A 13,731-nucleotide genomic window follows, 5' to 3' on the forward strand; every position below is an offset into this window, starting at 1 on the left:
CATCACTTACATTGAGACGATCGAAGGTAATGCTTATCTACACTTAATTACGGATGCTTATTCCAAGCAAATAATGGGGTACGAATTATGTTCAAATATGGAAGCATCTTCTACGTTAAAAGCACTTGATATGGCTATTTCGAAGCGAAAGTACCCTCAGGCAGAACTAATTCACCACTCTGACAGAGGCTTGCAATATTGCAGCAAGCTATATGTTGATCATCTGCTTGACAATAATATACAAATCAGTATGACTGAGAGCGGAAGTCCATATGATAATGCTGTGGCAGAGCGATTAAACGGAATTCTTAAAGAAGAATTTGGTTTAGGCCAGCGGCTAAATAGCCTGGAAGAAGCGCAGTATCTTGCTATAGAAAGCATTGATATTTATAACTGCCTGCGTCCGCATTTAAGCTGTCAAATGCTCACTCCACGAAAAATGCACAGTCAACAAAATAGGGAAGTTAAAACCTATAAAAAAACCTCAAACATTTTTGAGGATGTTTGAGGTTTTTACGCCAATTTAGTATTCACAAAATAGTCAACCTATTTTAGGACGTTACAATAGATATTTATTAGTCGTTCCTTCTTCCGCCAAAGAGCATTAAGCCTAAATAAACCAATTGAGCAACTGATCCTAATGCAGCAACAACATAAGTCATAGCAGCCCACCATAATGCATCTTTTGCCTGGTTATGCTCCGCACTCGTCTGCATTATACCTTTGTTAACATTTAACCAGGCTAAAGCTCTGTTACTTGCATCAAATTCAACAGGTAATGTAACCACACTAAAAAGAGTAACTACTACCATAGCTCCAAAAGCTACAAGCAATAAATGATAGCCTATGCCTGAAGCTAGCAGGATAAATCCAAGCATAAATACCCATTGTAATAAATTAGACGCAATGTTTACCATCGGTACCATAGCCGACCTCAGATTCAACCAATTGTAAGACTTTGCGTGTTGAACGGCATGACCACATTCATGTGCTGCTACTGCTGCTGCTGCAATACTTCTTCCATGATACACTTCCGGACTTAAGTTAACGGTTCGGTCAGCTGGATTATAATGATCGCTTAAAGATCCCTCTACAGCTCTTATCTGAACATCAAATATGCCATTATCTCTGAGCATTCTCTCCGCTACATCACGGCCAGTTAATCCGGACCCAAGTGGCGACTCAGCATAATGATTGAATTTACTTTTAAAGCGGTACTGGATAATCATACTGATTATCGCTATTACTATAAATAAGATGAAACCTATATTCATTTTAGAAATTTATTATTAGCTATCAAAAAGCATTCCCTCTCGAGATTACTTCACGAAACTTATTATAGAACGAATTTTTTTCATAACCTAATATAGAAGAACTGCCAAAAATTCCTCTCCCTGCTAATATATCATCCAATTTGTTTTACTTTTGATAAAAATATTAGCAAATGCAGAACTATACACCTTACATACTAATCATACTTGTCATTATACTCATATTATTAGTAATTAGACAGAATCTGATTAAATCGGGAAATCATATTGAAAAGGAAATACAAGGACTCCAAATTAGTCTGGCTAAAACAGAAGAAAGGGCCTTTTTACTAAAAGAAGAGAAGGATCGGCTTTACCAAGAACTCCAAGAGGAACGTCAGAAGTTATCAGACATAAATCAGTCATATGAGAGTACAAAGACGTTCTACGTGGCACAACAACAAAAGATAGCCGAGCAAAAAGCTGATATTGAGAAACTTCAGGACAAGTTTACCAAGGACTTTGAGTTCATAGCAAGCAAAATTCTGGAAGAAAAATCAAAGCGATTTACAGAGACTAATAAGTTGAATCTGGACCAATTATTAAATCCACTAAAGGAAAATATAAAGGCATTTGAAGACAAGGTGGAGAAAGTATACAAAACTGAATCAGATGAGCGAAATGTTTTAAAGGGCGAGATAACCAAATTGATGGAGCTGAATAAGCAAATCAGTCAAGAGGCTCATAACCTTACTAAAGCCCTTAGATCTGATACTAAAAAACAAGGGAACTGGGGAGAATTAATACTTGACCGTGTGTTAGAAGCCTCCGGATTAGTAAAAGGAGAAAATTTCATTAAACAATCTGTATTTAGAGATGAAGATGGAGGAAGACAATTACCTGATGTAATAATCAACCTCCCAGACAAAAAACATTTGATTATAGATTCTAAAGTTTCTTTACTAGCTTATGAAAGGTTAATGAATTGCGATGATGAATTTGAGAAGGATCAACATTTGAATGATCACATTCATTCTATTAAATCTCATATTAAAAACTTAAGTAGCAAAAACTATAACCATTTGAATACAATTAATTCGCCTGATTTCGTCTTACTTTTTATTCCAATTGAATCCTCTTTTGCTATTGCAATTCAACATGATATAGAATTATTTGAATTTGCGTGGAGCAAGCGAGTGGTAATGGTAACACCTTCAACACTTCTTGCTACCTTGAAAACTATCGCATCTATATGGAAGCAGGAGCAGCAAACTCAGAACGCCATTGAGATTGCTACTAAAGCCGGGGCACTCTATGATAAATTCGTAGGTTTCATAACTGATTTGAAAAGGGTAGGGGAGAGCCTTGACAAAGCAAGAGAGAGTTATTCTGATGCTTTTGGCAAGCTAAGTTCAGGAAATGGAAATCTGGTAAGCCGAGTTGAAAATTTAAGGAAATTAGGAGCTAAAACAAATAAGCAGCTGGAAGAAAAGTATTTATTAAAAGATTAAAGAAGGATCCCGACATTTAAAGGCAATTTAAGCATCAAATATAGATGCCAGAGCTACTCTTAAGGTCGGGATCGTGTTATCCAAATGAGTTCCAACCCTGCGCTTTCAGAGGATGTACCTTACCTGATTTCGAAACAAGGTGCATTCCAGCAGACTTTTCTGTTATATGGCCTATAATACTAATATCTGGATTATTCTTAATCTTATCGTAATCGGCTTGATTGATAGTGAAAAGCAGTTCATAGTCCTCTCCGCCACTCAAAGCACATACAGTAGGATCCAGGTTAAATTGACGGGCTGTATCATAAGTCATTGGATCAATAGGAATTTTTTCCTCAAATAAATTACAACCTTTCTCTGATTTAGTGCAGATATGTATGATTTCAGAAGAAAGGCCATCAGATATGTCAATCATCGAAGTTGGCTTAATGCCAGCCGCTTTCAAAGTCTCAATTATATCCTTTCTTGCTTCTGGCTTAAGTTGCCTTTCAACAATATAATCTTTTCCTTCAAGATCAGGTTGAATATTAGGGTTTTCTAGAAATACTCTTTTTTCTCTTTCAAGTAATTGCAATCCCATATAGGCAGCCCCAAGATCCCCGGATACACAGATTAAATCACCCTCCTCGGCGGTATTTCTAAAAGTTATATCCTTATCTTCAGCATACCCAATGCTTGTTACACTAATCACAAGGCCTTGTTTAGATGCAGAGGTATCTCCACCAACAATATCAACGTTATATTTTTTACAGGCTATCAGCATACCTTCATATAGCTCTTCAACTGCTTCCAAAGGAAATTTACTTGATAGTCCTAGAGAGACTGTAACCTGGCTAGCGATACTATTCATTGCATAGATATCGCTGATGTTAACTTGTATTGCCTTATATCCTAAATGTTTAAGCGGAGTATAGCTAAGATCGAAATGTATGCCCTCTAAAAGAAGATCTGTCGACACCAACATCTTTTTACCTGCAAAGTCAAGTACAGCAGCATCATCACCGGCACCTCTCACGGTAGTCGAATTACTGAGTTCAATATTTTTCACAAGATGATCGATAAGACCAAACTCACCCAAATTACTAATATCAGTTCTCTCTTTATTTTCAAACACAATTTTAGAATCAAATTATTATAAACAATACCTGTTTTTGCTCTAGCTTATTCATTCAATGCTATACCTAGTAACATTCAGACAGTGTGGATAAATACTGAACTAAAGTCCTAGTCTCTCCGATATCTCTAGCATTCTTTCAATTGGAAGTCTGGCCTTTTCCACCACATGCATTGGGACGTCGACTTCAGGTAATTCGTTCTTCAAACACAAATATAACTTCTCCAGAGTATTACGCTTCATATGCGGACAATCGTTGCAGGCACATGAGTTATTTGGAGGAGCTGGAATAAAAACTTTCCCTGGATTAGCCTTCTCCATCTGGTGAATAATTCCACTCTCAGTAGCAACAATAAACTCCTTTGCGTCACTGTTCATTGTGTATTTCAACAAGCCTGTAGTAGACCCAATATAATCGGCCATGCTTAGCAAAATATCCTCACATTCAGGATGAGCTATAAATTTAGCTTCAGGATGTTTTTCTTTAAGTTTATTAATCCTTTGAACTGAAAATATTTCATGTACCATACAGGCGCCGTTCCATAATACTAAATCACGCCCGGTCTTCTTTGCAACATACGTACCTAAATTCCTATCTGGACCAAATATTATCTTTTGATCCTTTGGCAAGCTTTCAACAATTTGAACAGCATTTGAGGAAGTACAGACAATATCACTTAACGCTTTCAACTCTGCTGAACAATTTACATATGTTATAACTAGGTGATCTGGATATTTCTCTTTAAATTTTGCAAAGAGATGCGGCGGACAACTGTCAGATAATGAGCATCCTGCTTTCAGGTCAGGCAAAAGTACCTTCTTGCTGGGTGACAAAATCTTTGCAGTCTCGGCCATAAAATGCACACCTGCGAAAACAATAATTTCAGCATCAGTCTTAGCAGCTTCCTGCGACAAACCCAAGCTATCTCCAATATAGTCAGCGATATCTTGAATATCCGGTTCCTGATAATAGTGTGCAAGAATGACGGCATTCTTCTCTTTTTTAAGCTTTTCTATCTCGTCGAATAAATCGAGAGTAGGATCGATGGGTTCATCAACGAAACCCTTCACATTTATTTCTTCAAAAGTATCCATTTTCAACGCTACAATAAAATACAATGATTTTATTTAAATAATCTTCTTATTGTTTATTAGGGTGTTGGTAATGTTAAGAACCCGCTAAACTAGAATTTGAATTTTTTGTTTTCTACCACTTTTCAACATGTTATTAACAAGATTTGTAATATAGATAACTGAAACATAGTACTTTTTATTTCGCAAGTTTTATTCTGTTTAGTTTTCCTGTGAATTCTTTGAATTGCTGAAAACGTTGATAACTGACCTCTTCCATGCTGAAAACTTTCTTAAAATTGGCTCGTTTCTCTTGTTATTCACATTCCAAAATTTGTTATTGCAAATTATTAAACGTGGTTTTATACAAAATTAACATCTTTACAGTGGTTTATCCACATTAACACCATAAGATTACAATTCACTAAATATTTTTCAATGAAGAATGTTGATTTCTTAGTTGTAGGTTCAGGTATCGCCGGTTTAAGTTTCGCCCTTAAGGCGGCCAAGCATGGTAAGGTACTGATAGTTACGAAGGCAAATGAAGATGAATCTAACACTAAGTATGCCCAGGGCGGTGTAGCTGTAGTTGTGGATAAGTCAGATTCTTTCGACAAACACATAGAAGATACTCTTATTGCAGGGGACGGATTATGTGATAAACATATTGTTGAAGTTGTAGTTAGAGAGGGACCTGAGAGAATCCAGGAGATTATTGATTACGGAACAAACTTCGATCAGAACAAACAAGGGATATATGATTTGGCGAAGGAAGGTGGTCATTCTGAACATAGAATCCTTCATTATAAGGATATTACAGGTTTTGAGATTGAGAGAGCTCTGCTTGAACAAATTCATCAGAATCCCAACATTGAGATTTTAACGCATTATTTTGCGGTCGAAATAATTACTCAGCACCATTTGGGTCAGTTTGTTGATAAAAAATCTAATAATATAGAATGCTATGGTATTTATGCGTTCAATACTCATACTAATAAGGTTGAGAAGATATTATCTAAAGTAACAGTTATTGCCACGGGAGGTGCTGGTCATATTTATTCTAATACGACAAATCCTACTATTGCTACAGGAGATGGGATTGCAATGGTTTATAGAGCAAAGGGTAAAGTAAGAAATATGGAATTTATACAGTTTCATCCTACTGCTTTATACAATCCTGGAGAGTATCCGTCATTTCTTATTTCCGAAGCTGTTAGAGGTTTTGGTGGTGTTTTGAAAGATAGGAACGGAAATGAGTTCATGCATAATTATGACAAACGTAAATCTTTAGCCCCGCGGGATATTGTGGCAAGGGCAATAGACAGCGAGATGAAGAAATCCGGGGATGATTTTGTTTATCTTGATATAAGGCATAGGTCTAAAGATGAGATTTTATCGCATTTTCCTAATATTTACGCAAAGTGTTTAAGCATTGGCTTAGATATGACTAAGGATCTTATCCCAGTAACACCCGCCTGCCATTATATGTGTGGTGGGATATATGTAGATGAAAGAGGAAGATCTACAATAGGCCGCCTATATGCATGTGGTGAATGTTCTTCTACTGGATTGCACGGTGCTAATAGGCTTGCTAGTAATTCTCTTTTAGAGGCTACCGTATTTGCGCATCGTATTTATAGGGATGCTGTGGAACAGTATAAAAATGTTGTTTTGCCGGACAATATCCCCGAATGGGATGATTCTAGTACGAAGCTGTCTAATGAGGATATCCTGGTGACCCATAATTTGCGTGAAACGCAAAAGATCATGAGTGATTACGTTGGGATTGTTCGTTCGGATTTTCGGTTAGAACGTGCTTTAAGACGATTAGGATTATTGTATGAGGAAACGGAGGAGTTTTATAAACGTACTAAGGTTTCTGTAAAACTATGTGAATTGAGAAATGTAATTCAATGTGCTTTTATTGTAATTAAGTCGGCTATCTTAAGGAAAGAAAGCAGGGGTCTGCATTATACCACTGATTATCCAGAGAAATCACGAGAGCTGAATGATACTCTATTTTAAGGAGTAACATTAGGCGTTATTTTAGAGTTTAAATTATTTGTGTATAGATGCCGTTAATTTTGCCAGTAAGGGGAGTTGCCCCGAAATGGGGTAATAATTGTTTTATTGCTGAGAACAGTACTGTTGTGGGAGACGTTATAATGGGTGATCATTGTTCTGTTTGGTTCAATGCTGTTATAAGGGGAGATGTTAACTATATTAAGATTGGTAATAATGTCAATATTCAGGATGGCGTTGTCATTCATTGTACCTATCAGAGAAGTGGTACTACTATTCATGACAATGTTTCCATTGGTCATAATGCGCTTGTTCACGGATGTACTTTAAATAGTAACACATTGATAGGTATGGGTGCAATTGTAATGGATAATGTTGTTGTAGAGGAATATACAATTATTGCAGCTGGGGCTATAGTTCTTGAAAATACAGTTTGTGAATCTGGCTTTATATACGCCGGTGCTCCAGCAAAGAAGATCAAGCCGATTACAGATGAGCAAAGATCATTGCTGCAGCAGTTACCTAAAAATTATATAATGTATTCAAGTTGGTTTACTGCGGAGGAGGAATAGTTATCTTCTCTTCCAGATCCCAGTTAGCACGCAAAGTGATTTCGGTTGGCGCGTTCCAGGTTCTCTCAGGCTGAATTGCCTTTTTAACATTTCCAGTGTCCCATTTATCATTATTGTTTACATCATAAACAATACGGAATGAATATTTTCCAACTGGATAAGTAGTATAATTTAAAATAGCACTTTTCTTTATACTTCTTGCATTTATTATCTCCTCCTGCTCGTTAAGGAGTTGGACAACATAATTGTGTGCTGTATCTGTTACTGTAAATCTTATGCTTAAATTACCATAATTTTCTTCTACATCACGTTGAAAGGTTCTCTTGAATATCTTTGATTTTCCCCCATATAGCCCTTTTGCTGCTCCCTCTGGGATAGTGAGATCATAATTTTTTTCCGCTTTCCAGGAGTATTGTAATGTATATCTTCGAGTTGAGCTTGTATCTTTTTGAAATTTGAAATTTCTAACGGGAACAGAATCCTGCAGCAATACTATGTTCTTTGAATCTATAGTTGCTACTGGTGCGGAGAATGTGAGTGAATAATCATTACCTGGCTTAATTCTGCTATTAGAGGCATTATCGATTATTGTGATATCTTGTTTATAATCGTCCCGTTTCCCCCGTCTTAATACTACTGTATCAAGCGGTGTTGTATTATTACTTATTACAACTTGCAATGAATCAAATGTCATATCTTTCATCCATAGAAGTGCAGTGTCACCTGTTGCCGAAAATTCTTTGGTACTGTTTCTGTTTAGTTCTTCTGAACCAAGTATTTTTAGGGAAGGATTAGGTAATTTTTGATTATAAGCCATTAAAATTCGCCCTGAATTTTCTATCTTCCGATCAGTAACACGAAAAACTGTTGGTTCTTCTTTGAAAAGTTGAAGCTGAATTCCAGAAGTATCTGATTTAAGCTCAATAGGTTTGTTAAGAAAGGCTATTTCCTCATTTGTAGAGTTATAAATTTTATCCCCTCCTTCTTTTTCGTAGACAGAATAGATTTTGTATGTTCCTTCTTTTAGGTATTTTAATTTAAAATTTCCGCTTGAGTCTGTTGTAGTATAAATATGCGCTTTTTTCTTCCCAAATAAAGTATCTCTATCAAGCGGTAGTAAGAATACAGTTGCATCCAATTGAGGCTTTTTGCTTAGGGAATTTATAACTGTTCCAGATATGGAAAGGGAATCAATTTTGTTGCCAGTAGAGAAAACATAGACATAATTTTTTAGAATGTTTCCTTCGTTAAAGTCAGCTATAGCATTGCCAAAGTTTATCGTATAGGTGGTGTTGGCTTCTAAAGTATCTTGAAATCTAATATTGAGGGTCTTTTTTTTAATCTTATAATCCGGTTGCTTATTGAGGTCGGGGGACAGACTTACCTCCTTTGATATATTATTCAATTTAAAGTACTCATCTAACTCTATTGCAATATGAGGAGAACTAAAATTTTTCGTGAAGTTTTTCGGAGTTTCTTTTAATATCCTCGGTGCAATAGTGTCTTTCGGTCCGCCTGTTGGTTGCTGAATGCTGGCACAGCCTTGCAGCAGTGCATAAGATAAAATGAAAGTGATTAATATTAACCTAAAATACTGATTTTGATTTAAACACATTTAGAGGCGTTTTAAGCAATTTTTCCTTTTTCTGGAACTTTTATATTAGTACTTCAAAATAAGAGCGTTTAAGCTATTTTACGCTGTTTATTTAATTAACTGATTTTCAATCAGTTATAATTTCATCGCATATGAATCATTAAGACAGATATGTCCGCAGGCGAAACGCCTGAGATGCGTGATGCTTGCCCTAATGTTCTTGGTTTTATCTTCATCAATTTTTCTCTTGCCTCTTTAGATAGGGATACCAGAGACTGGTAATTGAAACCAGGATTTATTTCCTGATCTTCCATTTTCTTCATTTTATCTACTATCTCCATCTCTTTCTCGAAATAGCTTTCGTATTTCACTTTAATTTCAGCTTGTTCTATCGTGTCTGAATTAAATTGATTTAGTTCTGTATCAAATGATAAGTGTGCTTTTCTTAGATCTTCTATAGAAACCTGAGGGCGTGATAGCAATGAGAACATTTTTACATTCTGAGTTAGAGGAGTCGTTCCCAAGCTTTCAAGTAGCGAATTAACTTCGGATGGAGCAATTGATGTTGTTTTAAGAAACCGAACAATAGAATCCGAATCTCTTATCTTCTCATTTACTAAATTAAGACGATTGTCAGAAACGAGGCCAAGCTTATGAGCAATTGGAGTAAGCCGAATATCAGCATTATCCTGACGCAGTAATAGTCTATGTTCTGCCCTTGAAGTAAACATCCTATAAGGTTCTTCTGTACCTTTTGTTACAAGGTCATCTATTAAAACTCCTATATAGGATTCTGATCGCTTCATTATCAATTCATGAAGATCGTTGATTTTTTGATGAGCATTAATACCAGCGATGAAACCTTGACTCGCTGCTTCTTCATATCCTGTGGTTCCATTGATCTGACCTGCAAAGAATAGATTTTTTAAAAGCTTTGTTTCAAGGGTAAGATTAAGTTGGGTAGGAGGGAAGTAGTCATATTCTATTGCATATCCTGGTCTAAACATCTTGGCATTTTCAAATCCTGGAATTTGTGTAAGGGCTTTGTACTGTACTTCTTCAGGTAGGGAGGTTGAAAAACCGTTTACGTAAATTTCTACTGTGTTCCAGCCCTCTGGTTCTACAAAAATTTGATGGCGCTCTCTTTCGGCAAATCGATTTATTTTGTCTTCAATTGAAGGGCAGTATCTAGGGCCAAGACCTTTTATTCTTCCAGTGAACATTGGGGACTTTTCAAATCCTTCCTTAAGCGTATCGTGTACCTTCTCATTAGTATAGGTTATCCAACAACATCTCTGTTCCGTTGACAATGGAACAGCAGTATAGGAGAATCTCCCTCTTTTTTTATCTCCCCATTGTTCCTCCATCTTAGAATAATCCAAACTTCTTCCATCTACCCTTGGAGGAGTCCCTGTTTTCATTCGACCTGACTCAAATCCTAATTCGATAAGTTTTTCAGTTAGGCCTGTTGCTGATTTTTCTGCTGTTCTTCCCCCTCCAAACTTTTTCTCTCCTATATGTATTATTCCATTTAGAAATGTTCCATTTGTTAGTATAACAGCATTCGCTTCTATTTCAATACCAAGGGATGTTACCACACCTGATACTTTATCTCCTTTTGTCAAAATGGATTTTACAGTGTCCTGCCAGAAGTCTATATTGGAAGTCTGTTCTAGCATTAATCTCCATTCTTCGGAAAATCTCTTTCTATCACTTTGTGCTCTGGGACTCCACATTGCGGGTCCTTTTGAGAGGTTGAGCATTCTGAATTGGATCGAGGTTTTGTCTGTGACAATTCCGCTATATCCACCCATTGCGTCTATTTCTCTTACTATTTGTCCTTTCGCTACTCCACCCATTGCAGGATTACAGCTCATTTGAGCTATAGTTTCCATATTCATTGTTATAAGCAGCACGGAAGAACCTAAATTAGCAGCCGCTGCAGCCGCTTCACATCCCGCGTGCCCAGCACCAACAACTATTATGTCGTATTTTTTAAACATCTTTTGTTCCACGTGGAACTTTGTCTTTTTTTGTTCCACGTGGAACAAAAAAAGACAAAGTGATTAGTTATTTTTTAATTCAGAAAGTTCTACCCAGCGATTTGTGAGTTTATCTAATGAACTTTTCTTTGTTTCAATTTCAGTTGAAATATTATTGAGAATGGTATGGTCTGATATGCCAGAATTTAACTCAATAGTAAGATCGTTTATTTTTGCTTCTAATTCAAAGATGTCCTTCTCAATTTCATCTAGTTCTTTTTCCTCCTTGAATGTTAATTTTGTTTTTATTGAGGAGTTTTTACCAGGGGAGGAATCGTTTGCTTTCTTTAATATGCTTTTGTTTTTTATCTCTTCTTCTTTCTCCAGTCGGTATTCAGTATAATTCCCGTTGTATATTTTAACTGTTGAATCGCCTTCAAGAATAAAAAGCTGTTCAGTAAGTTTGTCCATCAAATATCTATCGTGCGAAACTAGAAGTAGTACGCCAGAGTAGTTTTCGAGGAAATCTTCTAGTACGTTTAGCGTGTCTATATCAAGATCGTTGGTAGGCTCATCAAGTATTAAGAAATTAGGATTCTTCATTAATACTCGCATTAATTGCAGTCGCTTCTTTTCACCTCCACTAAGTTTGTTTACATAGGTATGTTGTTTGGCTGGAGGAAATAGGAAATGAGTAAGGAGTTGGGAAGCTGTTAGTGTTTTTCCATCGGCCATTGTTATAAATTCTGCCACGCTTTTCACTACATCTATAACTCGCTCATCTTCTTTTATATCGAGTCCTGACTGTCTATAGTACCCGTAAACAGTGGTTTCTCCTATTAAAACCTTACCACGCTTAGGAAGAGTATCACCTGATATTATATTTAGCAAGGTTGATTTTCCACTTCCATTTTTTCCCGCTAATCCAATCTTGTCTCCTTTTTTAAATGTATAGCTGAAGTTATCAATTACTATATGATCTCCAAATTCTTGCCCAATATGTTCGAGTTCCAGTATTTTATTTCCCTGCCTGGAAACTTTAGTGCTTAATTCAATTTTTTGCTGAACGTTTTTTCCCTTTGTTCTTTCTTCAAGATCATAGAAGGAATCGATCCTTGATTTAGACTTAGTAGTACGAGCCTTTGGCATTCTACGCATCCATTCTAGTTCTTTTTTTAGAAGGTTCCTGTTTTTCTGCAAAGTTGAGGCTTCGAGTTCTTCTCTTTCTGCTTTCTTTTCAAGGAAGTAGCTATAGTTCCCTTGGTAGGTGTAAAGCTTTTTATTTTCTAACTCAAGAATATGATTACAGATATTGTCTAGAAAGTACCTGTCATGAGTAACCATGATTAAAGTCTTTTGTCCGCTTGTTAAATAGCTCTCCAGCCACTCTATCATTTCAATATCTAAATGATTGGTTGGTTCATCGAGTACATAAACATCAGGATTGTCTATAAGAAGTTTAGCGAGTGCCAAACGTTTCTTTTGGCCTCCAGATAAGGTTTTAATCTCCTTATCAAGATGGTGAATAGATAAGCGCTGTAAAATTGTTTTTATCTCATGCTCATATTCCCAGGCATTCAGCTCGCTGATTTCGTTCATTAAATCAGCCAGCATGTCTTCATTCGGGTTTAATTGGCTCAATAATTCCTCGTATTTCCGAATAACTTGTTGTTGTTTATTTTCTAAACTATAAATATAGTCAGATACTGTTTTTAGTTCTCCGAAATAGGGGTCTTGTTCAAGATAACCTATGTTTAATCCTTTTTCTTTTACAACTTTACCATTAGTCGGATTTAACTTTTCGCAAAGGATTTTCATTAAGGTAGATTTTCCCGAACCGTTAATGCCGACCAGAGCTACCCGCTGTCCCTTGGCTATTCCAAATGTAATGTCTTTAAATAGCCAGTTGTCATTAAATGCATGGCCTAATTGTTCTCCTGATAAAATACTCATGCTAGTTCCTTTATTTTATCAGAAGGGTAGATGTGTATCCCTTCAAGTTCTTTAAGTGTTTGATTTAACATTGCCTTTGCAACTATTATTGCTTCTATACTTTGATATTTTTTTAAATCGCCAATTAGTAATGGATCTATTGTTACCATGAATCCTGTAAATAACTTTTCTAGTATTCTAAATTCATTTCTTTTTCCCCGCAGGAGCGAGGGTCGGTAAATATGTAAAGATCTAACAATATATTTTTTAAGATCTTCTTCTGTCTTACCTTTTAGTTTTGAATAGAATAATCTTGATCTGCTATCTGCTCCTAAGGCTGAAATATAATGGAATTGGGCAATGTTATTATCCTTAGCTATACGTGATAGTTTCAGACAATAAGAATGCTCGATCTTTTTATAATCCTCCCTGTTTGGTGTTTTGCGTTTAGTTGTTCCCAGGCAGAAATACAAAACGTCTCCCTTTATTTCCTCTCTATGTTGTTCTAAATCATCAAAGTTAATGACTACTTGTCTTAGTTTAGGGTGTTTAAAGGCTGCTGGTCTTCTCGTTAAAACCAGAACTTCTTCAAAAGCGTCAGTATCTAATAATAGCTGTAGTAGTAATGATCCTACTAAACCTGTTGCTCCAGTTATAACTGCTTTTTTCAATGCACACCTATC

11 protein-coding genes are annotated in these 13,731 nt (G+C 36.2%); 4 read left to right on the forward strand and 7 right to left on the reverse strand.

Annotation, left to right across the window (positions count from 1 at the left end; genetic code table 11):
* On the forward strand, positions 1-508 hold a 508-nt coding region (locus tag J4N24_RS09660), incomplete at its 5' end, for an IS3 family transposase (RefSeq protein WP_207533483.1).
* A 67-nt stretch (positions 509-575) separates the two neighbouring features.
* Here the strand turns inward: J4N24_RS09660 and J4N24_RS09665 are convergent.
* On the reverse strand, positions 576-1,274 hold the full coding sequence (locus J4N24_RS09665) for a zinc metallopeptidase (protein WP_207533484.1): 699 nt from the start codon (positions 1,272-1,274) through the stop codon (positions 576-578).
* Positions 1,275-1,444: 170 nt separating this feature from the next.
* Between J4N24_RS09665 and J4N24_RS09670 the strand changes: the two genes are divergently transcribed.
* Positions 1,445-2,761 carry a DNA recombination protein RmuC gene (locus J4N24_RS09670; RefSeq protein WP_207533485.1) on the forward strand — a complete coding sequence of 439 codons (1,317 nt, stop codon included), beginning with the start codon at positions 1,445-1,447 and terminating at the stop codon, positions 2,759-2,761.
* A 76-nt stretch (positions 2,762-2,837) separates the two neighbouring features.
* On the opposite strand, the gene thiL is transcribed toward J4N24_RS09670, so the two are convergent.
* Both thiL and nadA read right to left on the reverse strand, forming a co-directional pair.
* The gene (gene thiL / locus J4N24_RS09675) at positions 2,838-3,875 is read right to left on the reverse strand and encodes a thiamine-phosphate kinase (protein WP_207533486.1); all 1,038 of its coding nucleotides are present in this window, start codon (positions 3,873-3,875) and stop codon (positions 2,838-2,840) included.
* Positions 3,876-3,977: 102 nt separating this feature from the next.
* The gene (nadA, locus tag J4N24_RS09680; protein WP_207533487.1) at positions 3,978-4,970 is read right to left on the reverse strand and encodes a quinolinate synthase NadA; all 993 of its coding nucleotides are present in this window, start codon (positions 4,968-4,970) and stop codon (positions 3,978-3,980) included.
* A 414-nt stretch (positions 4,971-5,384) separates the two neighbouring features.
* Between nadA and nadB the strand changes: the two genes are divergently transcribed.
* Complete coding sequence (gene nadB / locus J4N24_RS09685; RefSeq protein WP_207533488.1) at positions 5,385-6,971, forward strand: L-aspartate oxidase; 1,587 nt, start codon at positions 5,385-5,387, stop codon at positions 6,969-6,971.
* Positions 6,972-7,018: 47 nt separating this feature from the next.
* Positions 7,019-7,540 (forward strand): gamma carbonic anhydrase family protein, encoded by a 522-nt coding sequence (locus J4N24_RS09690; protein WP_207533489.1) that lies wholly within the window; start codon positions 7,019-7,021, stop codon positions 7,538-7,540.
* Here J4N24_RS09690 and J4N24_RS09695 read toward each other — a convergent pair.
* From J4N24_RS09695 to J4N24_RS09710, 4 genes are all read right to left on the reverse strand, one after another.
* Entirely contained in the window at positions 7,521-9,155 is a 1,635-nt protein-coding gene (locus J4N24_RS09695; protein WP_207533490.1) for an Ig-like domain-containing domain, read from the reverse strand. The genes J4N24_RS09690 and J4N24_RS09695 overlap by 20 nt on opposite strands.
* A gap of 122 nt (positions 9,156-9,277) precedes the next feature.
* Complete coding sequence (gene mnmG / locus J4N24_RS09700; protein ID WP_207533491.1) at positions 9,278-11,137, reverse strand: tRNA uridine-5-carboxymethylaminomethyl(34) synthesis enzyme MnmG; 1,860 nt, start codon at positions 11,135-11,137, stop codon at positions 9,278-9,280.
* 63 nt (positions 11,138-11,200) lie between these two features.
* Positions 11,201-13,069 (reverse strand): ABC-F family ATP-binding cassette domain-containing protein, encoded by a 1,869-nt coding sequence (locus J4N24_RS09705; protein ID WP_207533492.1) that lies wholly within the window; start codon positions 13,067-13,069, stop codon positions 11,201-11,203.
* Complete coding sequence (locus tag J4N24_RS09710) at positions 13,066-13,719, reverse strand: NAD(P)H-binding protein (RefSeq protein ID WP_207533493.1); 654 nt, start codon at positions 13,717-13,719, stop codon at positions 13,066-13,068. Before J4N24_RS09710 ends, J4N24_RS09705 begins: the two co-directional genes overlap by 4 nt.
* Positions 13,720-13,731: the final 12 nt, after the last annotated feature.

It is taken from the genome of Desertivirga arenae, from assembly GCF_017355785.1.
GTDB lineage: Bacteria > Bacteroidota > Bacteroidia > Sphingobacteriales > Sphingobacteriaceae > Desertivirga > Desertivirga arenae.